The organism is Thalassospira sp. MCCC 1A01428 (genome assembly GCF_002115825.1).
Lineage (GTDB): Bacteria > Pseudomonadota > Alphaproteobacteria > Rhodospirillales > Thalassospiraceae > Thalassospira.
Genome location: NZ_JFJZ01000007.1, coordinates 129,576 through 155,202, shown reverse-complemented (window position 1 = coordinate 155,202; position 25,627 = coordinate 129,576). Strand labels below are relative to the sequence as shown.

The following is a 25,627-nucleotide window of genomic DNA, read 5'->3' as shown; positions in this document are numbered from 1 at the left end:
TGCGCGATGACTGCCGATATATGGATGATTGGCCGCATAGACCAGTTTGCCATTCTGGGCGCATATCTGACCCAACAGGGCAGGCTTGCCCGCTGGGATAGTTTCTGGCGCCACACGGACCAGCCAATTACACCGCCAGCACGTTTTCCTCACGCCCGTCGCCATCGCCCCGGCCTTTTTTTAAACCGCCCGTCCCGCCGGGTTGATGCCTGTATGGCGGCCATTCCCGGTCGCCATATCCTGCCCGATCTTTTGGGTTATGCGGCGCGTAAATGCCGCCTTCCGGGCCATAATCTGGCATCGGACCTGCCGTTATCGTGGCTGGCCGCATCGCATATGCCCGCATCGGCACGCATCCTGCACGGGCAAGGCAATTACAGCCTTCCTGCCATGCAAAAGGCCCGGAAAAACGGCATCTTAACCATCAGCGATATCACCGGCCAACTGGCCCCCACCCGCGCCCGGCAGCTTGACGATGAATACCGTGCCCATCATCAGAAGTGGCGCGAAATATCGTCTTTTCTGGCCCGTCGCCGGGTAGACGAAGCCCGCTTTGCCGATGCCGTTTTTGCCCCGTCGCAAAGCGTGGCACAGGGCCTTGTCGATTGTGGCATTGCCGCCAACCGCATTCATGTCGTGCCATTCGATGCCCCGCTGGCCCGGAAATGCCTTATGCTTGAATGCCCACAGGATGTTTCACTGGCCCGCGATACATTTGACCTGCTTTATATTGGCGATATGGCGCTGGCAAAGGGGCTGGCGGTATTGCTTGACGGTTTTAAAACCCTGCGCCGCCAATTTGGTCCAAGGATAACATTATCGCTGATTGGCCCGGCGCGTGACTGCGCCCGGCACCTGCTTGCTCCCCTGCCCGATGGCGTAACATGGCATGGCCAACAACCGCAAAACCATGTTCCTGATGCCCTGCAAAGGGCAGATCTGTTTGTATTGCCATCCCTTTCCGAAGGTTCCAGCCTGGCGATACAGGAAGCAATGGCAGCGGGCCTGCCCGTGATCACCACCACCGCTGCCGGCAGCATCATCAAAGACGGGCATGATGGCATATTGGTCCCGCCGCGTGATCGCAACGCCCTTGTCAAGGCGGTCACCAGGCTTCTGCTTGACCGCGCGTTTGCCGTAAAGCTGGGCGAAAAGGCAAAATCCGCCATTAGCACCCAGCTTGCCGAAGGCTATGGGACCCGGGTAAGTGCAGCCTATGACCGGGTATTGACCTGTCATGGATAGTCGCGCCCCGATTTGGATGATTGCGGCAACCGTGCTTAACCGCGCCGGTGGGTTCATCATGGTCCTGATTTTGGGTCACGCCATTGCCCCCGGCCTTCTTGCCGATTATTTCAGCGCCCTTGTCAGCATTGGCGTTGCGGTCAGTATTACCCAGGCCGGATGTGGCCCCTTGCTGGTGCGGCTGGCACAAAACCGGCAGAAAACCGCTATTCTCGGCATTGTTAGTTTGCGCATCATTCTTGCGCTGATTGCCATTACTTTCCTTGCCCCTGCTTTGCCGCCGGTGGCGTGGCCTGTTCTGATCATGCCGCTGGCCGCCGCCCTGTCGCCCGACTGGATGATTACCGCCCGCCTGCAATTTCACCGTATTTTATGGATTGGCGGGCTTGGGCAACTTGCGGGTATCGCCACCGCCCTTTATGCCGGCACCACATCGAATGGCTCTGTATGGCTTTATGCGTGCGCCCCTGCCATTAGCGCAACGTCGTGTCTGGCATCGGCTTTTTGGGCATGGTCTGGCCGAGGCAAACCCCGACAAGGCCGGGCAAACACTTCGCCTGGCCTTCCGTCGCTAAACATCAAAATCTGGCCGCAACTGGTTCTGTTCACTTTGCTGGCGGGGGTATTGCCCAATATTGATGTTGCCTTTTTGCAGTCATCCCTGCCCCAAAGTGATCACGATGCCCTGATGCTGGTTCATCGCCTGTTATTGCTATGTGCCGCCGGTTTTAGCGCCATTTCCGGCGTGTTATTTGCCCGGAAACAAACCGGTTTCGCACGCGATGTCTGGCTGGTTTTACCGGCCTGCGGCATTACGCTGGCGTTGCTTGTTCTGCCCGATATGGCCTTGTCCGTGCTGTTTGGGCATAGCCCTGTTAACAATGCCGACATATTGCGCATAGCTGCGCCATGGCCGCTGTTGCTGGCAATTGTGTTGCGGCACATCCTGATCGTGCAGGAACGCGCCGGGCACCTGTTGCTTGCTGTTGTGGTGCTGGTGCTTTGTGTTGGCGGGGCCGGGGTGCTGGCGCAATATGGGGCGGTCACCACCATTATTATGGCTATGAATGTCAAACTGGCCCTTCTGGCAGGGCTATTAATTTGCGCGCCCCGCTTTTTCGTCTGGCGGCAAAGGTATTTTGCATGTCAAAGCTAAACACGCATATCGTTGATAACCAACTGATCAGCGGCAGCTTTGGCCCTGTTCAATTTGGCCCCTGGGGGTTCGAGGCCTCGGACCGGGTTTCCTTTTTCACGCTGGACAATAACAGCCGCCATATAACCCTTGCGGGACAAGATGTTATCTTTCAAAATTCGCGCTGGCGGCTGGACTATGAAACCCGCCAGTCGCAACAACACGGCAGCATCACGCTTTCTGCCCGCTTTACCGCCCTTACCGGTGGCCCCATACAGGATGCGGTCGTGCGGCTGGTGTTTGATAAAACCGCTATTCACCACGGCATCATTGCCAACCGGAAATTCCTGCATCATAACAGCGACAAATACCGCCTGTTTCCCACCCGAAAGGTTCAGTTATTCACGCACGATCATCATCACATCGACGTAACATTGGACCACGCTGAAGGGACCGGGCGGTTTGCCCCCTATATGTATTTGCGCGACCGCGATGATTGCTGGATTATTCATGCACGCCTGTTACCAGCCGAACCGATAGATGATATCTGGCTACGCTGGGCCAACCGGTTTTTCACGCTGAGTTGCCCGCCAAAGCTGGCACGCCTGGTGTGGAAAACACCCGGTGGCAAGGCAATATTCTGGCGATTGCGCGAAAAATGGGGCCGCCGCGCCCCGGAAATACAAGCTGTTCCACTTAACATTTTAAAACCGGGGCAAAGCCTGTATCTGGAGGTTACATGCCGGTTTCATTAAACCCGCCAGAAGGCACACCGGCAAAAACGCAGCCTGCGCAACACGGCCTGAAAGCCCCTGCCAGCAGCACGGCACCTGCCCTGGCGGCACAAACGCGGGCAAAACGGCTGGCTGTTTTGATTGCCGATATATTGCTTAACCAGCAAACTGCGGATGGCAACTTTCCCCGGCACGGATTTTACGCCACGGCCTTTGCCCTGGCGCTGTGGCAAGGGCTTGGGGATACCAAATATCAATCTGCCATCAATCGCGCCCTTGATGCCTTGCAAACCCTGCCCGATACCGCGCATTACCACCGCGAATTCATTGAATTTGCCCTGCATCAGACACCGGGCCTACCCAAGCAACTGCGCAAACGTATTTTGGCAGGCAAAACCTATCGCAATGCCCGGGTTGCCAACTGGTTGATTTTGCGAATGCTGTGCCTTGAAAAGGGCAATCTGCCATCGCGCCTTGCGGCGCGTATATTATGGTGGTTCATTGCCCGAAACTTTCGTAGCGGCCCGGCTTTTATGGACCGTAAAGGGAGTTTTTCAGCGCAATATCATGCTTTTTGCGCTGCCCTTCTTGGCTTTAGCACCCAGCCTTCCTGTCAGGGGGCCGGGCGGGCGGCAACCGGGCTCATCGCAAATCTGGTTGCAACAACCGGCCATGCCAACCTGATTGGCCGGGGGGCCGGGCAAAGTTTTGGCACCATTAGCGCCCTTTATGCCCTGCTTTCTGCCGGGGAAGATACCCTGGCAACCCCGTTGCTGGACCAGATCGAACAAAGCCTGATGGCGCACGGCACCTTGCCCCTTAATTTGCTGGCAAACGCGGGCGAACATTTATCTGTGGCGCCTGTTCCCTCGCCCGGCCCATTTCCCGCGCGCGCCTTCCCGGCGGGTTTGCATGCCTCCGCACAGAGGACAGAACCATCATTATCGCCCGCACCGGCCACGCCCCTTACACCGCCGACGAATGTGTTGCATTTACACGCCCATTTAGCGCCGCACACCTATCATCCGGCCAAATCATCGTTAAAGGCGATCCCGGCCCATAAACCAAACCGGCCTTTCCCCGAAAATGCAGGCCCGGACACCCCGGAAACACCAGGTTGGTACAGCTATAACCGCCATTTTGATTATCTGGCGTTTGCCGGTTTTTTCCTGCTACGCGCAGGTCAGCTTGCAATTAACACATCGGCACATTGCACCACCGGGGCCGTGGCGCCGGATCAACCTGCACAGCAAAATACCACCACACCGTTTCACCAGCATTGCACCCCGTCTTATTCAGCCCTGTTTAATTTATCCGGGGCAGCACAATACGACGTTACACCAATGCCGGTTGTTACCTCACGCCATGGCGATATCATTTTACCGGCCTGTGGTGGTGAACAGGATTTTGCCAGCCTTTATGGCGCTGCCAGCCTTCCGCTTCCAAGTTGCCCGCGGCAAAATCATTTTGCCTGTTATGACACCGCAACGTATCAGGGCGATACAATTTTGATGCATTACCATTTGGGCGGCTATGCCGGAACACGGCGAATTGTTTTTTTACCCGATGCGATCGAATTTACCGATCATGTCGAAATCGCGCCGGATGGCGAAACACCGTCACACCAAGCCCCCCGCCCTGACGATGTCATTCGCCTGTTTCGGCTGTTTTTACCCCATGACCTGCACGCAACACAGCATCATCCCAACCGGCTATCGTTCCCGCAAATCGGGCTGGAAATAACCGGATCTTCGCCGTTGAACTTAACCCCTTCAAAGCATTTTTCGGCTTTTGGCCCTGTGCAAACCCTGTTTTGCCAAAAACCCGTTGCCGACGATGGCACCTGTCAGGCATCGCTGAAACTGCATTGGCGAACACATAATTCATGACGGAAACTACCGGGATCACCTGCAATAATACCATCACCGTGGTCACAACAATTCACAACGGGCAGGGCCACTGGCAGGGTTTTTTCGCCAATCTTGATGCCATTCTTGGCCCAGGGGATGCCGCCATCATTGTTGATGACGGGTCATTTCCTGCGGTTTCTCTGCCGGTATCCTTGTGCGATGACGCAAGGATCAGGCTTTTTTCACCCGGCAAAATCGGGCGGGGTGCCGCGCTTAATCTGGCGATTTCACAGGCTGAAACGCGCTTTATCGCCATTCAGGATATAGATGATCGCAGCGCCCCTTCGCGCTTGCCAATCATGAAGCAGCTTATTGCGCGTTATCCTGATCAACTGATATTTTGCGAGGCCACATGCCTGAAGGAACAGGGGGCGGCACCGGCACCACACAGCCCCGAACCAGCACACCCCTTAAGGCCTGACGACATGCCGGTTCGCCCGATACCGGCTGCTCGTCTTTATCGGGGCAATCCGTTTCATCATTCCTGTCTTGTCTTTCCCAAAACCCTGTGGCGAACAACCGGGGGATATGACGCATCCTTGCCTTGTTGCCTGGATCTGGATTTTTATTTGCGATGCCTGACGCAATCGCAAAGGCCTTTGTTGTTGCTGTCCCGCCCGTTGCTGCAACGAAACATCGGCCCCCATCGCCATTATTCCGGGCTTCCTGCCCGTCTTTATCATGAAACGGTGTTAACACTGCGCGCCAAATACCGGCACAAGGTTCAACCGCCCTTCTGGACACGCCTTTATGATCTGCGGCATTTCGCCCTGGCCATGTTGAATCGCATCAAAGGGTGGTGCAACAATGCCTAGGCCCAAACACATTCTGGCTCTGATACACCTGCCGCCGCCCCTGCATGGCGCAGCCGTCATGAACCAGCGGGCCATCGAGGTTTTGCAGGGTCGCTACCCGCTTACACTTTTGCCATTTCGGTTTTCGCGCGACATTGCGCAAATAGGCCACGCCAGCCGCGCCAAATATGTGATGGCGTTTTGCTATCTGTTTCGCCTGCTGGGGCAGTTGATGCTAAACCGCCCCGCTGTGGTTTATTTCAGTTTCGCCCCTGCTGGCGCGGCCTTCTGGCGCGACAGCCTGTATGCCTTGTTGGTCCGGGCATTTGGTGTATCCATTGTTTTTCACCTGCATGGCCGTGGCCTGAAAACCCTGCGGGATCATTCAAAAACAGCGACGTGGCTGCAAAAGGCCGTTTTTAAAAAACAAACCGTCATCGTTTTAGGTGAGGCGCTTCGGCCCGAACTCCACGGGTTAAATTGCGATATCGCCATTCTTGCCAATTGTGTCGACATCCCCCAGTTTTCGCCTACGGAATCACATCGACCGTCTCAACCCGCCGCCTTGCGTATCCTGTTTTTGTCCAACCTTATCCGCAGCAAAGGGATAGACACCCTGATTAAGGCGCTGGGCATTTTAAAACAGCAAGGTGTGCATTTGCGATTTGATATTGCCGGGGCGGAAGGCGATGTATCCGAATTACAGCTGCGTCAGCTTATGGATAATGCCGACATCAGCGATATCAGCACCTATCATGGTGCCGTTACCCCGACGACCAAAACCACATTGCTGCGCGCCAGCGATCTTATGATATTCCCCAGTCGCTATGCCAACGAAGCACAGCCCCTTGTGGTGCTGGAAGCCATGGCACATGATGTTCCCGTCATCAGCAGCAACGTTGGCACACTTGGTGACATAATCATTGAAGATCAAACCGGATTTGTCCTAAACGACACCGCAAACGCACAAGAACTGGCGAATATTATTTGCCGGGCCCACAACGCCCCTGCACACCGGGCAAAAATGGCAAAGGCCGCCCGCACCCTGTGCAAAACGGCCTTTCATCCCGATCTTTTTGCGCAAAAACTGCGCGATATCTTTGCCCGGTTGCTATGACAGGGCGATCATAACCGCCACAAATCAATTCCGTCCGGGCGATCTTCGCGGGGCAGCATCGCGCGTACATCGGCAACAAACCCCTTGCCATCGACCAGCATGTTTTGCACCAGCGGCCAACCGCCCCTTACATAATCGCGGTGCGAAACCGCCATTACCACGGCATCAGCAGGTTTAAGATCCTCAAACGTGCACAGCTTTAACCCGCCAAATTCGTGGGCAACTTCATCGGCATCGGCCATTGCGTCATGCACCTGCACCGTAATCCCGGCATCTTCCAGCTCGCGGATAATATCAATCACGCGGGTATTGCGAATATCAGGTACATTTTCCTTAAAGGTCAGGCCCAGCACCGTCACTGTCGGGTTAACAACCCCGCCTTTGCGCAAAATCGCCCGGATCACCTTATTGGCAACAACCTCGCCCATGCCATCGTTAATGCGGCGACCGGCCAGAATAACCTGCGGGTAATAACCCAGCTCTTCGGCCTTGTGGGTCAGATAATAAGGGTCCACCCCGATGCAATGCCCCCCGACCAGACCGGGGGTAAAGCGCAGAAAGTTCCATTTGGTTCCGGCGGCTGCCAAAACGTCGCTGGTATCAATACCGGCACGATCAAAAATCAGCGACAATTCATTCATCAGGGCGATGTTCAAATCGCGCTGGGTGTTTTCAATCACCTTGGCGGCTTCGGCCGCCTTAATCGTCGGGGCCTTGTGAATGCCCGCCGTTACCACACTGCCATAAACGGCTGCAACAATTTCCAGCGTTTCCGGCGTCTGACCGGAAACAACCTTGGTAATGGTGGTAAAACGATGTTCGCGATCCCCGGGGTTAATCCGTTCGGGTGAATAGCCCACCGTAAAATCAATACCGGCCTTCAGGCCCGATTGGGCTTCCAAAATCGGCACGCAAACATCTTCGGTCGCCCCCGGGTAAACCGTGCTTTCATAAACAACGATGTCGCCTTTTTTAAGGATGGCGCCCACCGTTTTTGATGCCGACCGCAATGGCGAAAGATCAGGCAAATTGGCCTGATCAATCGGGGTTGGCACGGTCACAATGTGAAAGTCGGCCTGGGCCAAATCGGCGGCATTGTCGGTCAACAGCAAATTGGCGGCAGCAAGTTCCGGGGCATCAACCTCGCCAGTTGCATCATGACCGGCACGCAATTGCGCTATCCGGTTTTTGTTAATGTCAAAGGCAACGGTTTGCCCATTATGGGTACCAAAGGCCACCGCGACCGGCAACCCGACATATCCCAAACCAACAACCGAAATCTTGCGTCCGTGGCTCATGAAGCTGACTTTCTGATTTTCTGAAATGACCTTCTGCTTCTATCGGCTGTTACAAACAGCGTCAACGCATAGCAAGGCGTTCGAGGCAACTTTCAGGTTAATCCCGCCAGTATTCGGCAATGAACAAAACATAAACCGTCATCAGTTCCAGCCGCCCCAACAACATCGCTGCAATCAGCACCCATTTGGTCGGGTCTGACAGGGCTTCAAAATTGCCCGATGGGCCGCCCAATGCGCCCAACCCTGGCCCGGCATTGGCCATCCCCTGCGCCACCAGCGTGATCGCCGATAAAAAGTCCGGCCCGGTTGCCATAACACCAACGGACAGAACCAGAAGCGTCATCATGTAGATGAAAAAGAAATTTCGCACCCCCAGGATGGTCTGGTCATCAACAGCGTTGCCTGCATAGCGGGTCAATAAAATCTGATTGGGGCGAATCATCTGGCGAAGTTGACGCATCAGCCCGCCCCACAGAATTTGCCAGCGGAAAATCTTGATCCCGCCTGCGGTGGAACCCGCACAGCCACCAATAATCATAAGCATGAAAAACAGGCCGGTGGCAAAACTGCCCCAGGCACCAAAATCGGTGGTGGCAAAGCCGGTATCGGTTAAGACAGACGTCACGTTAAACGCCGACACCCGCAACGCATGCCAAACCGGCATATGGTTGGTATCGACATTCCATGCGGTCATCAGCACGATTGCCCCGACCAAAACACATAAAAATACCAGAACCTGGCGTTCCTGAAAAAAGGCCCGGCTGCCTTTGGTAAATAAATGCGCATAAAAAATCAGCGGCAAGGCCCCGGCCGCCATAAAAACGATCCCGACCACTTCAATACCGACTGAATCAAAATAGCCCATCGAGGCGTCCTTGGTCGAATAGCCGCCTGTCGCAATGGTTGCCATGGCATGGTTGATGGCATCAAAGCTGCCCATGCCCGCAAGGTCATAGCCAATGGCGCACAACACCGAAAGCCCGACATAAACCGCCACCGTCAACGCTGCCATATGCACCACACGGGCCACCGGCTTGCCGGAAATATCCGATGATTCGGTGCGAAAAAGTTGCATTCCGCCCACACGCAACATCGGCAGCAACATCATCGCCATCACAACGATGCCGACCCCGCCAATCCATTGCATCAGCGATCGCCATAAAAGCAAGCCCGGCGCCATATCATCAAGGCCACTTAAAACCGTAGAGCCCGTCGTGGTTAACGCGGACATGGTTTCAAAATAGGCATCCGTAAAGCTAAGCCCCAGGCTGGAAAAATACAGTGGCAAACACCCGAATAAACTAACCAGCACCCAGGCCGACACCGTTAGCAAATAGCCCGCCCGGGCATTTAACCGGTCAGACAAGCCCCGGCAAGACAAGGCCAGCGATGCCCCGATGAATGCGCAAACCCCTGCCGACCCGGCAAAAGCCCACCAGTCGGCATTTTCCATACCAAGATCCACCAGCATCGGGACTGTCATTGCTGCGGCCAAAACAACCAACAGCAAACCATTGACAAACAGGACAAAACGCAAGGCATTGCCAAACGACGTCATGAATTCTCCGGGGTTGCGATATGGGACAAAGCAGCACAGACGATCCCTGTTTGCATCGGGCCACGATCTCATATCTGGAAACTTAACGGTCAGGCAGAATAACCTGACGGCAGGATTTATTGCGCTGCAACAAATGTCTTATGCCATAAAACAGAGCTTTAGAAGCCCTTTAATCGGGAAACCGATATTTGCGAAATACGCATGACACAAACAAAAATGGCGCGCCCCGGATGCTTCCCGGCAAGGCGCGCCATTTTTAAAAATCCACCGTGGTTTTAACCTTTAACCACGATATTCACCAGTTTCGGCGTCGGTTTGGCCACATAGATCAGCTTGACGATTTCCTTGCCTTCAATGTGGCGGGCCACATTTTCTTCAGCTTTGGCAAGGGCCTCGACTGTGGCCTGGTCGGCATCGGCGGCCACCAGAATGGCGCCGCGTTTTTTACCATTGACCTGAACCGGGACTTCAAATTCATCGTCCTTGGCTTTTTCGGCATCAAATACCGGCCAGTCAAACCGGATCACCGATTTTTTGGCGGCAAATTCTTCCGGTGCCAGCGTGCTTGCCAATTCTTCGCCCAGATGCGGCGCAAACGGGGCAACCATCAGGGCAAGGGCACGAATGTGGTCCGCGTGAACCGCATTTTGTTTGCCAAGGGCGTTGGTCAGTTCGATCAAGGCGGCCAGGGCGGTGTTCAGGCGCAGATTGTCAATATCGTTGCCCACCTTTTCGATGGTTTTATGCACCAGGCTGTCAATTTTCGCATCGAGCACATCGGTGCGTTCCGCCTGGGTTGCCAGTTTCCAGACATTGCCCAAAAACCGCAACATGCCAACAATGGCATCAGACTGCCACGGTTTGGAGCTGTCAAGCGGCCCCATATACATTTCATAGGCCCGGAAAGTGTCGATCGTGTATTGGTCGCAAATTTCTTCCGGCGGGATACCGTTTTTATAACGTTTGCCCATTTTACCGGGCACCGTGATCAGGGCTTCGTCGGTTTTGGCGTTAAACGGGCGTTTTTTGCCATCAACATCACGCATTTCAACATCGTGAATATCAACATAAACGCCGCGGGCATCGGTATAGGCATCCGCCGTGATCATACCCTGGTTAAACAGTTGCTGGAACGGTTCCGGGGTTTGCACATGGCCCAGATCGAACAACACCTTGTGCCAGAAACGCGAATAGAGCAAATGCAGAACCGCATGTTCGGCCCCGCCCACATACAGATCTACCGCACCGGCCAACGGCTTGCCGTTGTCATCCAGCGTTTTGGACCAATAATCGGCCGCTTCGGGCGCCACAAATGCATCATCGTTATGAGCATCGAAATAACGCAGGAAATACCAGCATGACCCGGCCCAGTTCGGCATGGAATTGGCATCGCGCTTAAAGGCACGTACCGGATATTCAACGCCATTATGCACACAGGTTTCACCGGCTTTGACATCGACCGGCAGAACCGCCCCATCATCGAGAACAATCCCGGCGACTTCCATCCATTCCTTGGCCCGCGCCAGGGGGGGTTCGGGTTCGGAATTAGGGTCTTCGTTCGATTGCGGCTTAAAATCGGTCATTTCGGGCAGCAAAACCGGCAACGCGGCTTCCGCCACACCATGTACCTGCCCGGTTTCAAGGTCAAACAAAACCGGGAACGGCTCACCCCAGTAACGCTGGCGCGAAAACAGCCAGTCGCGCAATTTATATTGCGTGCGACCCCGGCCAATACCACGTTCTTCCAGCCATTCGATCATCCGGGTTTTGGCATCCGGTGTGGCAAGGCCGTTCAGCGAAATGCTGTCATTGGCAGAATTGATGTTTTCACCAGTGTCGGTATAGGCCGCGGCAAATGCTTCCGGGCCTTCAACATATTTCGCCAGCAATTCATCGCCCGAAAGAGCAACCGCACTGGCAGGGGCGTTATCCTTCAGCCAGTTTTCGCTCGGGCGCGTGGTCGCCTTGATCGGCAGATTAAACTTGCGGGCAAATTCAAAGTCGCGCTGATCGCCCGACGGCACCGCCATAATGGCACCCGTGCCATAGCCCATCAAAACGTAATCGGCAATCCAGACCGGGATTTTATCGCCGGTGACCGGGTTGGTCGCATAGGCGCCAATAAACACACCGGTTTTTTCGCGTTCGGCGTCATCCTTGGCCGACACGGCCTTTACCTCGGCGGCCTGCTGGCGATAAGCGGCAACCGCGGCTTTGGCATCGTCGGCAACCAGGGCATCGACCAGCGGATGTTCGGGGGCCAGCACCATATAGGTGGCGCCAAAAATGGTGTCCGGGCGGGTGGTATAAACAGCAATTTTGCTATCCACACCCGAAACAGTTTCAACCGGGAAATTCACCCGCGCGCCAACCGAACGGCCGATCCAGCTTTTTTGCATTTCAACAACGCCGTTTGGCCAGTTCAGACCGGCAAGGTCCGACACAAGGCGGTCAGCATAATCGGTAATGCGCAGCATCCACTGTTTAAGCGGGCGTTTGTAAACCGGGTAATCACCGCGCTCGGACTTGCCTTCGTTGGTGACTTCCTCGTTTGACAGCACGGTTCCCAGCATCGGGCACCAGTTGACCGGCACTTCATCAACATAGGCCAGACGCGACCGGTCGATGGCGGCGCCAATGGCGGCACCTTCGGCCTTTGCACCATCGCCCACCATGCTGGCGGGCTGGGCCACGCCATCTTCATCGAGCAACCATTCACCGGCTTCAAGCAACGGGCGCAGTTCGGCAATCGGGCGGGCACGGCCGATAACAACATTGCCATCCGGCCCGGTCCATTCCATCAGCGGGTCATAAAAGCTGTTAAACAGCTGCAGGAAAATCCACTGCGTCCATTTATAATATTCCGGGTCGGTCGAGGCAAAACGACGATGCGGGTCATGGCCGAGGCCAATCACCTCGAACTGGCGCAGCATATTTTCAATGTTGGCTTCGGTGGTAATGCGCGGATGCTGGCCGGTTTGAATGGCAAACTGTTCGGCAGGCAGGCCAAAAGCATCAAACCCCATGGAATGCAAAACGTTAAAGCCGCTCATGCGTTTGTAACGCGCCTTAATGTCAGTTGCGATATAGCCCAGCGGATGGCCAATATGCAGCCCGACCCCGCTGGGGTAAGGGAACATGTCCAGGATCACGCTTTTCTTTTTGGACGGATCAAAATCGGCATCACCCGGATTTGGGGTGCGATAAATATCGTTCTCGCGCCAATATTGCTGCCAGCGTTTTTCAAACGCCGAGGCGCTTTCCTGATAATTTGCGTTTGCCACTGTCGGGTTTACCACTGTCAAACTGCTCCTGCATCTGGTCAGGGTCAAACCGTGGAGAATTCTCGACACGCCCTGACCGGGTAAATTGCGAATTAAACCCTGTTCAATAATCGGGCTTGGCCCCCGGTGCAATCCCCCATCGCAATTATCGCCATCAAATGCGCTGCATATCGGGCTGTTACGGCCTGCCTAAAGACGATTATGCGCATATTTATGCATTGGTAATGCATCAGATCCGGCATAAACCGCATATCCCCAAACGCGCGCCGCAATATGGGGCGTCGGCGTGCAAAACATTGCTTAAACAGCGCAGACCCACCCTTCACTCAACCCTTTGGTTAATACTTCGCTGGCTTTTTTCGCAAAAATATGTCAGTGTCGTTAGTTGAAAATTAACGCGCGTTCCCGCGAATGATCGCAGGAGTTGGGAAATGGACATCTTTATTGGTGGCCAGAATATTCAAAATACCGCAATATCAACACGTTCTGCCCAGGCCTATTTGCCGGGCGGTGATGCTGCGTCTGGTAAAAATGCATCCCTGACGGGTAAAGACTCGGGATCGAATATCTTTGGCGATGCCACCAAAATCTCGCTTTCCAGCGGATCTGCCCAGGCGTTAAGCACAGATCAGATTATTTCCGCGATCAACGAAAACCTGGCCAGTTCGGGCATATCAATCGAAGGTGTTAATCCCGATGATTACACCCCCGAAGCTGTGGCAGACCGGATTTTAACCCAGGTATCCAACCTGATTACGGCGCGCGCCGATAACGGCGACGAAGCCCGGCACATTCTGTCTGAAGCCTCGAAGGGGATCGCCAAGGGGATTGATCAGGCCCGCGATATTCTGGAAGGTTTGGGCGCGTTAAATGAAACAGTTAACGCCAGCATCAACGATACCCAGCAGCGCCTTGACGATGGCTTGAAATCGCTTGATGCGCGCATTACCGAACTGTTTGGCCCGCAAAAAGAAGCAACCCTTGCGGCTGCGAAACCTGAGGGTGACGAACAGATCGTTCAGACCCAGATTACGCAAACCGCACAGGCCAGCCAGTATTCGGCACAGGCCGCCGTGGCGCAAGACCGCAATAGACCACAATTTGGCACTTATGCCTGATGTCGCGGCCTAAACGGGCTCGAAAACCGGCATTTGAAAACTGTTGGCCGTTTAATTCAAAAAAAGATATCTGCCGCTATTGAAAAACGCCATCGGCCGCCAATATCCGAAAAACAGCATAAGACCGAGCAAGCAGCAAGAAGTAACCGGCCTGACACTCCCCCGTCAGGCCGGTCTTTTTATGTGCCAATCACGGGTGCCACGATACGCCTGCGCGGCATAAACCGGGCTCGACCATCAAGGATCATTCATAACGATTGTTCTTTGCCCCGGCAGGCGGCAGGCGACAGGCGACAGGCGACAGGCGACAGGCGCACTTAAGACGGGCCGCAATCAACAACAAGGATAACTTCACCGATAACCAAAATCACCTTTAAACCTTTAAGGGTGTGTGCTGCGCACAAAACAATCTTGTGTCCGGCGGGAACAAAGGAAGGGCTGCACAGTTCAATAAGTTAACAAATCAATAAGGAGAACACCGATGCGAGCCATCATCGCCCCCCTGGTCGCCCTTGTGGCGGGCGCCGTTTCACTGGTCGCCTTTCCTGCCTTTGCCGAAACCACCGCCACCGCAACCTTTCACAATGCCGAAGGCACCAATATTGGAACCGCTGATTTAACCGAAACCGGTGGCGGCGTTGTGATAAAGGCCGCAGTCACGGGCCTGCCATCTGACCAGTGGGTTGCTTTTCATATCCACGAAAATGGAAAATGCGATACTGCCAGCAATTTTAAAACAGCAGGCGGGCATTTTAACCCGACCCATAAATCACATGGCTTTCTGGTAAAAGACGGTTCCCATGCGGGCGATATGCCCAATCAATATGTTAATGATCAGGGGAAGATGTTCAGCCAGGTGATTAATACCAATGTGACACTTGATGACAAAGAAAATGGCGTGCGTGGCAAGGCCATCGTTATCCATGCCGGCGCAGATGATTATATGACCCAGCCATCCGGTGCAGCTGGTGAACGTCTTGCCTGCGCGACCATCAAATAAGCAAGGATCGTTAATTTTATGGGCTGGCAGCAACAGAACCTGGCAGCACCTGCAATTAAACCGACCACAACCGTTCCACGACAAGAAGGGAGTGTTTTGCCCCGCGCCCTGATCAAAGGCAAAGCGGCCTATTGCGGGAATAACGGTGTAATCAGCACAACATCATCACGACGTGCCGGATTATTATACCCGCCCGGTGCCCCTCCCCCGATGGAACGTCCATCCCCGGAGCCGGGCCGGCACAGCCCCTCCGACTGCACGACAGCAAATCCGCTTTGCCAGGATAAAGCAAATACACATCGCCATAACCTGCCCCGACCCGTACAAAAAAACGGGCACCTTTTGGGGTACCCGTTTTTAGGAAAATCAAGACGCCGAAAACTTAATCGTCGTTGCTAACGTCGTCGTCGCTCATATTGGTCATGCTTTCGGCGATCAGGCCGGCACTTTCACGAATGGCGCGTTCAATTTCGTTGGTCATTTCCGGGTTGTCGCGCAGGAAGTTTTTGGCATTTTCACGCCCCTGACCAACCCGGGTGGAATTATAGGAAAACCACGAGCCCGATTTTTCCACGATCCCGGCCTTAACGCCCAGATCAAGAATTTCGCCCATTTTGGAAACGCCTTCGCCATACATAATGTCAAACTCGACCTGTTTGAACGGCGCGGCCATTTTGTTTTTAACAACCTTGACCCGTGTCTGGTTGCCGACAACTTCGTCACGGTCCTTGATCTGGCCGATGCGGCGAATATCCAAACGAACAGAAGCATAAAACTTAAGCGCGTTACCACCGGTCGTGGTTTCCGGGCTACCGAACATCACGCCAATTTTCATGCGGATCTGGTTAATAAAGATAACCATGCAGTTGGACCGCGAAACCGAGCTGGTCAGTTTACGCAAGGCCTGGCTCATCAAACGGGCCTGAAGGCCGACATGGGTATCGCCCATTTCACCTTCAAGTTCGGCGCGCGGGACAAGGGCAGCAACAGAGTCAACCACCAGCACATCAATCGCACCGGAACGCACCAGCGTGTCGGAAATTTCCAGGGCCTGTTCACCGGCATCGGGCTGCGAAATCAGCAATTCATCGACATTAACGCCAAGTTTGCGGGCATATCCCGGGTCGAGCGCATGTTCGGCATCGACAAACGCACAGGTGCCACCCGCTTTTTGGGCTTCGGCAATCACATGCAGGGCCAGCGTTGTTTTACCCGAACTTTCCGGGCCATAAATTTCAATAATACGGCCTTTGGGCAAACCACCAATGCCAAGCGCAATATCAAGTCCCAGCGAACCCGTTGAAATGGCCGAAATATCAATAACACTGCCGCGCTGCCCCAGCTTCATGATCGAGCCTTTACCAAAGGCGCGTTCGATCTGCCCTAGGGCGGCTTCAAGTGCTTTTTGCTTATCCATAGTATCCTTATCCACCAATTGCAGCGCGGTTTGAATCATCGCTCGAACTCTCTTATTCCACAGGGCCGGGTCAGATGCAACGCAGGCGGTTCCCCGGTCCGAAATGCGGAACGCCACCGCTGGGTACCCTGCACAAAAGAACGGAACATTTCCCGGCCCTTCCACGCAGAGGCGTTGAGAACATAATGCGAACACTGTCATATATTTTTCGATGTTGCAAGTTTGTTCTCATTCCACCGGTCGAAATTTGTCAGGCCCTATCCCCCGCAAGCGACAAAAGTTTTTCCCGCTAAAAAACAAAGGCAACATATCCCTGCTTATGGCAAACCCGTTTCCTGCCCCCATCAGCGCGCCATCGGCAGGCTGATGGGCAAACCGCCCCTGCCAGTCACCTCGCCCGCCATATGGCTGCGTGATCAGGCCGGTCGCGATATGCCGGTTTGGGCAAAACCGATATTCAGCACCAAATATCAGGTCGTGATTTTCAGATGTTCGTGTTTATGCGTATGGCCATCTTCGCCGTGGCGATGGGCTTCAATATGCAATTCACCGGGAACGGTATAAAGGCTGCCGTGGCGGACACCGGGCTGGGCCAAAATCTGGTCAGCAAATTTGCGAATGTCGGACAGCTTGCCTTTTAATGTCACGATTTCAAGGCACGTATCATGATCGATATGAAAATGGACAGTTGAAACCGTCAGATCATGATGTTCATGCTGGGCAGACATCAACCGGCTGGCCAGCATACGTTCTTCATGGTCATAAACATAGTTCAGCACGGCAATGCCACTGCCGTTTTTATCGTCGGCCAATTGTTCCTGTTGCAGCTTTTCGCGGATCAGGTCGCGAAACCCTTCGGAGCGGTTGGTATAGCCGCGCCCGTCAAGAAATTCGTCGAAGGCCGACATCAAATCGTCCTCGATGGAAACGGTCACGCGCGTCATTCCATAATCCTTTCCTTAATCATCGGGCATATGTACCTGGCAGATATACCACCTGACCAACGTTTATGACTGCCAATTTCACAAAGGATGACCGATGTTTCAATCAAACTTCACAACGCTGCTGCGCGCCCTCGCCTGTCACCCCGGCACAGGACAGGTCCATACAATAACATTCCTTATGCAATCCTGACAAATTCAAACAATTACAATAGTTTGAATGACAGCCATAAAATTACCTCATATGACTTGCGGGCATGAACGGGCGTGACTTCCCTGTCCTTATCCGCCCCGCTTCATGCATTTGCTCGTGTCCCACAGATATATTATCTGTATTTAACTAACAGCCTGCTCCGTCGGAGTATGGCTGTTTTTTTTGGACATAATGGCATGTCACGACAAAAACAGAATGGCGACCCCGGCAAAGGCCATACATGTTCCCAATGCCGCCTGCCAGCCAACCGGTTTGCGCAGCACGACACCTTCATAAATAATCAGCAAAACCGGTGGCGTTGCCATCAGGGTGCTGGCAATACCGACATTGGCATTTTGCACCGCCAGCATCGATAACCACACCCCCATGGCCGGACCAACAAATGCCCCCAACATTAACCAGCCGCGCACGTCGGGTGCCGTGCAGGACACCAAAGTGCGGCGTATCCGCCCGCTCAAGGCGGCAATACCCCACATAATAACCACCGCCACCAGGGTTCTGATCCAGGTGGCTGACAAGGCGGAATAGCCGCCAATCAGTGCGTATTTGGCGGTTATCAGATTGGCAACCTGGCCCACAGCGCCGCCCAGCCCGAACAGAATACCGACCAGATATTGCCGCCCGTTCAAATTGGCCGGCCGCCCCTTGCGGATCATGATCACCGTCAGGATGCCCCCCACGCCCAAAGCAACCCCGCCGATCTGAACCGGTGTCAAAACCTCGTCAAACAGAAACCACGCCAGGGTTGCCCCCATAATGGGGACAGACGACATCATCAGCATCGACAGGCGCGCGCCCAGAATGGCAAATGCCTGAAACAGCATGGCATCGCCAATCACCAGCCCCAAAACCGACGACAAGGCTAACCAGCCAATTTGCTCCGGGGTGGTGGCGTGCGGCCAGGGTTGGCCTTCAATGACCCAGTGAAGCACCGTCAGACAGGTGATGGAGCATAACAACCGCCCGCGATTAACACTTTGCGCCCCGGCCTTGCCACTGATGTTGGAGAAAATCATGCTCGACGTCGCCCAGGACAGGGCCGCCATCATCGCAGCAGCTTCACCGAAAAATGGGATCATGCAAGGAACATCCAGGCGCGAGGCAGGCTGCCTCGTTTAAAATACAGGAAAAACTCGGAAAACGTTTCAATCACACATCGGCAATTTTCGCAACTGGAACCGCACGCTAACCGGCAAAGCCAACATCCCCCCACCTTCGCCAGTTCCATTTCCGCCCGCCCCGCCTTTGAACGGCATAAAACAGCCGCGCAGACGAACAAGCCCCTGATTTGTGACCGCAAAAAACTTCAAAATTCACATTATAATTAAAATTGTTTTATTGCCCCGTTGCGCAACCTGCGGAATAATTTCCCTGGGTTGTGCAAACAGGGGAGATAACACGATGAAATCGACAACAGGCACCAAAGGCGTCAAACGCCGGGATTTTCTGGCAGGCGTTGGTGCAGGGGCCGTTTTAATGGCGTTTCCCATGATCGCCAAGTCAGCCATTAGCAGCAAAAACACCCCGAAGGCCGCCCCCAAAGGCGCAAAAATTGCCCGGGTGGGCATTTACCCTGCGATTGGCATTTCACGTGTAGGTGGCAGCAAGCAGTGGTTTTTGGCCCCCGAAGTTCCCGGCCTGCCGCCCCGGCCCGAAGGCGGGTTTAAAGATGGGCGACAATTGATCAAAAAGCAGGTTCAACGTTTTCGCATTTATGCCTTTGATGACCAGGACCGCGTGATCGGCGAAATTACCGGCAATGATGCCACCATTGACTGGCAGGTGCATGTCGCCAACACCAAGGCCGCCTGGTACGGGTTTAACAACCCGCTTGATAATGGTGATTTGGCACCGGGCCTACCTGGCCAGATGCGTAACCAGTTTTTTGTATCCGATAAAAAACGCGAAGACATGCTGGTGATTGACGGGGGTGCCACAACAATTTCAGGCAAGGACACCAACAAGGATGGCGGCCTGGATGATTTTGCCATGGGCGGGTCGTTTTATGGTGATAACCCGGTGGGCCTTGGCGAAGTGCGCACCGATGATGCCGGGCGGCTGATGGTGTTTCCGCCCGACGGCAAATCATCCAGCCCTGTCAATGCGGGGATTACCAGCTTTGCCGACAACGATGGCTGGCATGATGACTGGTGCGACGGCCCCGTCACCGCCAAAGTCAAACTGGGCGATGGCACCGAAATGGTCGCAGACCCGGCATGGATTGCCTGTGTCGGCCCCAATTTTGCCCCGGAAATTCCGCCCATCACCACCCTGTACGACGTGATTGACGATTTGAACGTGTCGGAAAAATGGGCTGATGCCCCCACTGAACCGCTGTCATTTCGCAAATATATTTACCCGACCTTCCGCCGCCTGGCATTGATGGAATGGCTGACAAATGCCGCCAATTTCCGCGAAGGCTGGCTGGCCGTTGGCGATTTTTCCGACCCCGCCTATATCGCCAAACTGGCCAATCCATCGGCCGACAACAAGGCCTTCCGCGCGGAAATATTTGCCAAGTTCCGCAACCCCGAAAATACCGGCCCCAATGCCTATAAGGAAGAACAGCTTAAAATGCCTTATATGCTGGGCGACGGGGTAAATTACGATGGCAGCCCGTTGCAATGGTTCCAGTTTCCCAAACTGCAATATTCCTATTTGAAGGCATGGGCGGCTGGCAATTTTATTGACGATTTTGATGACACCGAAGCCGACGCCGTTCACGAACTTGACGACATGGATGTGGCCCTGCGCCCCCATGCCTTAACCGAAGCCGCCCTTGAACCCTGTTCGGGCGGGGCGTTTCACCCCGGGGTCGAGTTGACCTATTATTTGCGGCTGGCACCGATGTATGAACGCAACCGCAATGACAAGGCCGAACCATTCCGTCTCGCCCATGGCGACCGCCCCAGCCTGATCCAGAATATTGGCCGGTTGTTAACGCCCGAAAAGGCCTTTAACGGTGGCAATGGCGCGCCGCCGCCCATTGGCCCGCAAATGCCCGGCGATTTAACCCGCTGGATGGGCCTGCCATGGCAATGCGATGCCTTTAGCTGCCAGCAAGTGCTGATGCAGTCGGAATTTCCCACTGCCGTCTGGTGGCCGGCTTTACTGCCGATTGATGTGCTGCCCGAACGCTATTACGACGAAATGATGCGCACCGACCTGTCAGCCGAAGAACGCAAAAAGTTTTTTGAAAACCGCGTGCCGTGGTCGCGCGGGGTGGCGGGCATTGGTTACCATGCCAATGGCAGTTACTGGGATGGCATCACCAACATGATCGCGTTATGGCAACGCATGGGATTTGTGGTGCGCAAACCGGGGCCAAGCGATGTTAACCGGCCCAAGGGTGTCCCTGCCGAGATGTTTGTTGAAGTAGAACGCAGCGACATGGAAATGAATTACGTCTGGACGCCCGAAGACGGTGAATTGCCGAAATGACACGTGCCGATATTGCCGTTATTGGCGGCGGCATTGCCGGTGCCGCATCCTGCGTTGCATTATTACAGCGCGGGGTGCGCCCGGTTTGGATTGCCCCTGCCCCCACCCCGGGACGAGACCGGATTGGCGAAACATTATCGCCTGCCGCCAACACCATTCTGGCGGACCTTGGCCTGGCCAGATTGCTCGCCCGGCCCATGCATCGGGCGGCCAATACCAGCTTTTCGGCCTGGGGCAGCGACCAGCTTGTTGAACGCAACGCCATTGTCCATCTTGAAGGGCCGGGCACGGTGCTGGACCGGGCCGGGTTTGAAGCCGACCTGTTCACAGCGGCCCTGCAGCGTGGTGTGACCCATATTGATCGGACCATACACCATGCCGTCGAAAATGATGGCAAATGGAAGCTGACATTTGCCAATGGCAAAAGCCGTGTGTTTCCCTTTGTTCTCGATTGCACCGGCCGCAGCAGCACACTTGCCATCACGCAAGGCAAGCGCCAGCGCACCGACCAACTGGTGGCGGCACATTGCTTTTTACGGCAAACCGACATGGATGTGGAACCCACACCGGCCACCCTGATTGAAGCAACAGAAAACGGCTGGTGGTATGCAGCCCTATTGCCCGACAGCCGCATGGTCGTAAGTTATTTTTCCGACCCCGACCTGCTGCCATCCGGGATTAGCCGGGATTTTAAAACATGGTCGTCGCTGGTTGCACAAACCCGCCATATCGCCCGCTGGATCGACAGTGCCGGTTTCACCCTGCATGATTTGCCAATCCTTGCCAGTGCCGGCACCACATGGATGACCCCGATTTCGGGGCAAAACTGGGCGGCAGTTGGCGATGCCGCCGCAGCATTTGACCCGCTATCATCGCACGGCATGACAACGGCCCTCTGGATGGCCCGCCAGGCCAGCCATGCCATTTGTGCCGCCCGCAAAGGGCAAACCGACGCTCTCGCGTCCTATGACGCTGCCGTCAAAAAGGGGATCGACGATTTTCTGGTTCAGCGGCAAAAAATCTATCAACAGGAAACCCGTTTTTGCCAGTCGCTTTTCTGGCAACGCCGCCATGGCAAACATCCTGAAACCTGATCTTTGCCTTTTGGGTCACAGGCCAACAGGTTCAGAATAAATTCAGCTTTTTAAACCAGACTGCCCCTGCTGTGCTGTATCAACATTCAAAGGGGCGGGGTTGTGAAATACCTATCGTTAATGATTGCCATTCTGGCCGGGGCATGGGCCGGCACATGGGCCACGACAGGCACGGCACAGGCAAAAACCATTACCGTTTGTACATTGGTTGCGAACGCCCAAACCGGCGAAACCCTGCTATCGCAGGGAAATTGCACGCAAAGGGCCACCGCCGCCTCGACCTTTAAAATCGCAATCAGCCTGATGGGATATGATGCCGGGATTTTAACCGATGCCCACCACCCGGTTTTGCCATTCAAAAAAGGATACCCTGACTGGCGAACGGCCTGGCGTCAGGATACCGACCCAGCCCGCTGGATCAAATATTCCGTCGTTTGGTATTCACAGCAGATCACGCAAAAACTGGGCACGGCACGCTATGAAAATTATGTCCGCGCATTTGACTACGGCAATCAGGATGTTTCAGGCGATACTGGCAAAAACAATGGCCTGACCCGTGCGTGGTTAAGTTCCAGCCTGCAAATATCGCCTGAGGAACAGGTCGCATTTTTGCAAAAACTGGTCCGTCGGGAATTACCGGTGGCCCCAAACGCCTTTGATACAATACCCGCCCTGTTTGATATCGGCAGACAACCCGGTGGCTGGCATGTTTATGGCAAAACCGGTGCCGGGCTTTCGCAGCAGGCCGATGGCACCGTAATCAAAGGCCAACCGGTGGGCTGGTTTGTTGGATGGGCCCACAAAGGGCAGCAGTCTGTTGTCTTTGCCCGACTAACCCGTGATACCACCCGCCCGGCACAATCTCCCGGCTTTGCCGCGCGCGATGCTGTCCTGATCGACCTTTTTGCCAACGATCACGCCTTTTAATACCAGTTTCACACACAACACCCCGCCAAACGCGCCGACGGTCACATTCCCCGGCACACCATATAGCCATCACCTTGCGAAATATGGCGCACGCAGTATGGTGGAGGCGGTCGCCAGCAACAGGAACGCCTTAATGAGCCGGAAAAACACAGAAGACGCGCAAACCAAACCTTTTAAGGGGATCCGTCGCCATTTGCATGATGGCGAGGTGGTAATCATGGATTTGCCGTTATCGCCAACATCCATTCTGGTGCCCGGCATCATCAAGATCATCTGGCTGGCGGTGCTTATTTTTGCAGCCTATCATTATGCCGAAATATACGATTTTCTGCGCCCTTATCTTAAATCCGCCGTTACCGGGCCGGATGCCTTCGCCGCCTTAAACCGGATGTGGGAAAATTACGAATTTGTATTTTCCATTGCCCTGTTTGGCGTGATCATTGCTGCAATATCGATTATCTGGCGTCTGTTTCGCCGTGCGCTGGGCATTTCAACCGCCGCGGCACGCGACAGCATATTGTTGCCGATAACCGCAATACGCGACCTGTTCTTTTTTGAACGTGTTATCACCAACAACCGGATCGTGACGCGCAGTGGTGTTTTTATCAAGGATCAGGACGACACCGGTTTTGAAGCCATCAAAGCCACCCAGATATACAAAAGCGTGATTGGCAATATTTTTGATTTTGGCGATTTACGTATTACCGACCGGCTGGGTTACAGCTTTGTTTTGCGCCAGGTTACATCGCCCGAAAAAGTTGCCAAGGAACTATCGGATTTCTTTGGCCGGGTGACATCGCACCGGGCCAGTGAACCGGTAAATATCACCGGGCGCAGCCGCGAAACCATTATCGACACGCACAACCAGAACCCCAACCTGCCACATGAAACCGAAACATTCTAGCGCAGTTGGCATTGTTTCCACACCAGAGCCGTTAAACGGCCCGGTCTGCCTGATTTAACGCCTGTTGAAGCAGGGCAATGCCCTGTTCGGTATTGGCAAACACGGCAATGCCGTTGCGCTGTAGCAAGGCAACCGTTGCGCCAACACCGTTATGGCGCGTGCCGTTAAATTGCCCGTTATAGATAAAACTGCTGCCGCAAGACGGGCTGCCATCGGTTAGCAACGCAAACCGGCACTGGCGGGAACGGGCAAGATCAAGCGCAATTTGTGCCCCCGATAAAAAGGCATCGGTAACATCGCGCCCGGTATTTTCAACGACACGGGCGTTGCGCACCAGAACGTCGGTGCCGTCATATCCCTGTTCGATTTCGGCGGGGGGCCGTGGAATGGGCAACCCGGCCGAAATTTCGGGGCATACTGGCACCAGACGCCCCTGTTCCTGCCAAAGTTCAATCGCATCATGAACCAGCGTTTTGGCAGAGCCATTGTAACGCACCGGTGCGCCCAGCAAGCACGAACTGATCAGGATACGGGCTGGCACAAACAGGTTCTCCCAACGGTTAAACACAATCAGAACGAAATCAAAGGACGTTATCCCGATATACCATATCCTGAAAACAGGACGAGCGGATCAGAACTGTTTCGCCCCGCCTTTAAGCAACTGCTGACGAAATATGACGGTTCCGGCATCCAGTTTGGGCAGGTAATCGCGATGGCGGGCCAAAACCCAGCTATAAACCGTGATTTCGCCGATGCTGCGGGCGTGAAAACCGGGGGGTACGCCCCCGCTTGCATCAAGGGAATAACCATCCAGCAACATGGCATCGATATGGCCCTTTCTGATCATGCCTTGCATCATCACAGGGCCACCTGGCACACGCACCACATTCGGGTGGTTTGCCAGCAACGTATCAGACCATTTTGACCCCAGCCAAACACCGACAGACTGATTGCGCAAATCACCCAGCCCGGTAATGCCAGCATCCTTTGTTACCAGCATTTCCGACACCCGGCCCACACGGCTTGCCCCCGAAAGAACCGAAACAGAAACTTCGTCTTGAAACCCGGCAGGACGGGCAAAAATGCCATCCACATGCCCTGTTTCAAGGGCCAGAACGGCCCGTTGATTGGGCATCCATACCGGATCAACGCACAAACCGGCCTGTGCCATTGCCAGAATGTAATTTTCGTAATTATGTTGCGGTCCTAAAACTTCGGGCATCGCCATAACAAGGCATTTGCCCTGTGACAGGCTATTGGCCTGCGCCCGATAAAACGGCAATGCCATCATAGCCAGCAGCACAATAAAGGCCCGCCCCGCAAATTTGCGGGCGACATGAAAAACAAAATAGTCCTGCACGGTCAGGCGGCTCCATTCGGGCGCATAAAATTGATGGGCAGGTTTAAGCACATAATGGTTGCGCGTGCCATGCCCTGGATATGTAAAAATAAAAAAGTGCAAAACCGGAAGTCCCGGTTTTGCACCCCTAAATCAT

The 25,627-nt window shown here is 54.5% G+C and carries 20 protein-coding genes; 12 read left to right on the top strand and 8 right to left on the bottom strand.

Annotation, left to right across the window (positions count from 1 at the left end):
• The first annotated feature begins 6 nt into the window (after positions 1–6).
• The 6 genes from THS27_RS08450 to THS27_RS08425 are packed head-to-tail and all read left to right on the top strand — an operon-like array spanning position 7 to position 6,935.
• Positions 7–1,245, top strand: a complete 1,239-nt coding sequence (locus THS27_RS08450; protein ID WP_085589792.1) for a glycosyltransferase family 4 protein — start codon at positions 7–9, stop codon at positions 1,243–1,245.
• Positions 1,238–2,401: a hypothetical protein gene (locus THS27_RS08445; RefSeq protein WP_085589790.1), complete on the top strand. Its 1,164-nt coding sequence runs from the start codon at positions 1,238–1,240 to the stop codon at positions 2,399–2,401. The genes THS27_RS08450 and THS27_RS08445 overlap by 8 nt, the downstream gene beginning before the upstream one ends.
• Complete coding sequence (locus THS27_RS08440; RefSeq protein ID WP_085589788.1) at positions 2,389–3,135, top strand: hypothetical protein; 747 nt, start codon at positions 2,389–2,391, stop codon at positions 3,133–3,135. Before THS27_RS08445 ends, THS27_RS08440 begins: the two co-directional genes overlap by 13 nt.
• Positions 3,120–5,003 carry a hypothetical protein gene (locus tag THS27_RS08435; RefSeq protein WP_085589786.1) on the top strand — a complete coding sequence of 628 codons (1,884 nt, stop codon included), beginning with the start codon at positions 3,120–3,122 and terminating at the stop codon, positions 5,001–5,003. Before THS27_RS08440 ends, THS27_RS08435 begins: the two co-directional genes overlap by 16 nt.
• Positions 5,000–5,839 carry a glycosyltransferase gene (locus THS27_RS08430; protein WP_085589784.1) on the top strand — a complete coding sequence of 280 codons (840 nt, stop codon included), beginning with the start codon at positions 5,000–5,002 and terminating at the stop codon, positions 5,837–5,839. Before THS27_RS08435 ends, THS27_RS08430 begins: the two co-directional genes overlap by 4 nt.
• Entirely contained in the window at positions 5,832–6,935 is a 1,104-nt protein-coding gene (locus tag THS27_RS08425; RefSeq protein ID WP_085589782.1) for a glycosyltransferase family 4 protein, read from the top strand. Before THS27_RS08430 ends, THS27_RS08425 begins: the two co-directional genes overlap by 8 nt.
• Before the next feature lie 8 nt (positions 6,936–6,943).
• On the opposite strand, the gene THS27_RS08420 is transcribed toward THS27_RS08425, so the two are convergent.
• The 3 genes from THS27_RS08420 to THS27_RS08410 all read right to left on the bottom strand — a co-directional run bounded on the left by THS27_RS08420 (position 6,944) and on the right by THS27_RS08410 (position 13,090).
• Positions 6,944–8,233, bottom strand: coding sequence for a nucleotide sugar dehydrogenase (locus tag THS27_RS08420; protein ID WP_085589780.1), 1,290 nt, complete (start codon positions 8,231–8,233; stop codon positions 6,944–6,946).
• A gap of 97 nt (positions 8,234–8,330) precedes the next feature.
• Positions 8,331–9,791, bottom strand: coding sequence for a TrkH family potassium uptake protein (locus THS27_RS08415; protein WP_168184856.1), 1,461 nt, complete (start codon positions 9,789–9,791; stop codon positions 8,331–8,333).
• A 275-nt stretch (positions 9,792–10,066) separates the two neighbouring features.
• A complete protein-coding gene (locus THS27_RS08410) occupies positions 10,067–13,090 on the bottom strand; it encodes a leucine--tRNA ligase (RefSeq protein WP_246832894.1) in 3,024 nt (1,007 codons plus the stop codon).
• Between the two features lie 416 nt (positions 13,091–13,506).
• Between THS27_RS08410 and THS27_RS08400 the strand changes: the two genes are divergently transcribed.
• Complete coding sequence (locus tag THS27_RS08400; RefSeq protein ID WP_085589774.1) at positions 13,507–14,193, top strand: DUF5610 domain-containing protein; 687 nt, start codon at positions 13,507–13,509, stop codon at positions 14,191–14,193.
• A gap of 481 nt (positions 14,194–14,674) precedes the next feature.
• On the top strand, positions 14,675–15,193 hold the full coding sequence (locus THS27_RS08395) for a superoxide dismutase family protein (protein WP_085589772.1): 519 nt from the start codon (positions 14,675–14,677) through the stop codon (positions 15,191–15,193).
• A 382-nt stretch (positions 15,194–15,575) separates the two neighbouring features.
• Here the strand turns inward: THS27_RS08395 and recA are convergent, their stop codons facing one another.
• The 3 genes from recA to THS27_RS08380 all read right to left on the bottom strand — a co-directional run bounded on the left by recA (position 15,576) and on the right by THS27_RS08380 (position 18,844).
• Positions 15,576–16,649 (bottom strand): recombinase RecA, encoded by a 1,074-nt coding sequence (recA, locus tag THS27_RS08390; RefSeq protein WP_085589770.1) that lies wholly within the window; start codon positions 16,647–16,649, stop codon positions 15,576–15,578.
• 431 nt (positions 16,650–17,080) lie between these two features.
• Positions 17,081–17,554, bottom strand: a complete 474-nt coding sequence (gene nikR, locus THS27_RS08385; protein ID WP_085589768.1) for a nickel-responsive transcriptional regulator NikR — start codon at positions 17,552–17,554, stop codon at positions 17,081–17,083.
• Positions 17,555–17,944: 390 nt separating this feature from the next.
• On the bottom strand, positions 17,945–18,844 hold the full coding sequence (locus THS27_RS08380; protein WP_085589766.1) for a DMT family transporter: 900 nt from the start codon (positions 18,842–18,844) through the stop codon (positions 17,945–17,947).
• Between the two features lie 322 nt (positions 18,845–19,166).
• Between THS27_RS08380 and goxA the strand changes: the two genes are divergently transcribed.
• The 4 genes from goxA (at position 19,167) to THS27_RS08360 (ending at position 24,131) form a co-directional block, all read left to right on the top strand.
• Positions 19,167–21,206, top strand: coding sequence for a CTQ-dependent glycine oxidase GoxA (gene goxA / locus THS27_RS08375; RefSeq protein ID WP_085589764.1), 2,040 nt, complete (start codon positions 19,167–19,169; stop codon positions 21,204–21,206).
• Entirely contained in the window at positions 21,203–22,300 is a 1,098-nt protein-coding gene (gene goxB, locus THS27_RS08370) for a glycine oxidase maturase GoxB (protein WP_085589762.1), read from the top strand. The genes goxA and goxB overlap by 4 nt, the downstream gene beginning before the upstream one ends.
• Before the next feature lie 120 nt (positions 22,301–22,420).
• The gene (gene blaOXA, locus THS27_RS08365; RefSeq protein WP_085589760.1) at positions 22,421–23,227 is read left to right on the top strand and encodes a class D beta-lactamase; all 807 of its coding nucleotides are present in this window, start codon (positions 22,421–22,423) and stop codon (positions 23,225–23,227) included.
• 133 nt (positions 23,228–23,360) lie between these two features.
• On the top strand, positions 23,361–24,131 hold the full coding sequence (locus THS27_RS08360; RefSeq protein ID WP_168184855.1) for a PH domain-containing protein: 771 nt from the start codon (positions 23,361–23,363) through the stop codon (positions 24,129–24,131).
• Positions 24,132–24,162: 31 nt separating this feature from the next.
• On the opposite strand, the gene THS27_RS08355 is transcribed toward THS27_RS08360, so the two are convergent.
• Positions 24,163–24,672 carry a DUF523 domain-containing protein gene (locus THS27_RS08355; RefSeq protein WP_085589895.1) on the bottom strand — a complete coding sequence of 170 codons (510 nt, stop codon included), beginning with the start codon at positions 24,670–24,672 and terminating at the stop codon, positions 24,163–24,165.
• A 90-nt stretch (positions 24,673–24,762) separates the two neighbouring features.
• A complete protein-coding gene (locus tag THS27_RS08350) occupies positions 24,763–25,542 on the bottom strand; it encodes a hypothetical protein (RefSeq protein WP_139835524.1) in 780 nt (259 codons plus the stop codon).
• Positions 25,543–25,627 lie beyond the last annotated feature (85 nt).

Bases quoted from the DNA above. Each gene is read 5' to 3' on its own strand.
- nikR (WP_085589768.1), bottom strand. From the start codon at position 17,554: ATGACGCGCGTGACCGTTTCCATCGAGGACGATTTGATGTCGGCCTTC.
- blaOXA (WP_085589760.1), top strand. From the start codon at position 22,421: ATGATTGCCATTCTGGCCGGGGCATGGGCCGGCACATGGGCCACGACA.
- THS27_RS08380 (WP_085589766.1), bottom strand. From the start codon at position 18,844: ATGATCCCATTTTTCGGTGAAGCTGCTGCGATGATGGCGGCCCTGTCC.
- goxA (WP_085589764.1), top strand. From the start codon at position 19,167: ATGAAATCGACAACAGGCACCAAAGGCGTCAAACGCCGGGATTTTCTG.
- THS27_RS08435 (WP_085589786.1), top strand. From the start codon at position 3,120: ATGCCGGTTTCATTAAACCCGCCAGAAGGCACACCGGCAAAAACGCAG.
- THS27_RS08445 (WP_085589790.1), top strand. From the start codon at position 1,238: ATGGATAGTCGCGCCCCGATTTGGATGATTGCGGCAACCGTGCTTAAC.
- goxB (WP_085589762.1), top strand. From the start codon at position 21,203: ATGACACGTGCCGATATTGCCGTTATTGGCGGCGGCATTGCCGGTGCC.
- THS27_RS08440 (WP_085589788.1), top strand. From the start codon at position 2,389: ATGTCAAAGCTAAACACGCATATCGTTGATAACCAACTGATCAGCGGC.
- THS27_RS08425 (WP_085589782.1), top strand. From the start codon at position 5,832: ATGCCTAGGCCCAAACACATTCTGGCTCTGATACACCTGCCGCCGCCC.
- THS27_RS08395 (WP_085589772.1), top strand. From the start codon at position 14,675: ATGCGAGCCATCATCGCCCCCCTGGTCGCCCTTGTGGCGGGCGCCGTT.
- THS27_RS08360 (WP_168184855.1), top strand. From the start codon at position 23,361: ATGAGCCGGAAAAACACAGAAGACGCGCAAACCAAACCTTTTAAGGGG.
- THS27_RS08450 (WP_085589792.1), top strand. From the start codon at position 7: ATGACTGCCGATATATGGATGATTGGCCGCATAGACCAGTTTGCCATT.
- THS27_RS08430 (WP_085589784.1), top strand. From the start codon at position 5,000: ATGACGGAAACTACCGGGATCACCTGCAATAATACCATCACCGTGGTC.
- THS27_RS08415 (WP_168184856.1), bottom strand. From the start codon at position 9,791: ATGACGTCGTTTGGCAATGCCTTGCGTTTTGTCCTGTTTGTCAATGGT.
- THS27_RS08420 (WP_085589780.1), bottom strand. From the start codon at position 8,233: ATGAGCCACGGACGCAAGATTTCGGTTGTTGGTTTGGGATATGTCGGG.
- THS27_RS08400 (WP_085589774.1), top strand. From the start codon at position 13,507: ATGGACATCTTTATTGGTGGCCAGAATATTCAAAATACCGCAATATCA.
- recA (WP_085589770.1), bottom strand. From the start codon at position 16,649: ATGATTCAAACCGCGCTGCAATTGGTGGATAAGGATACTATGGATAAG.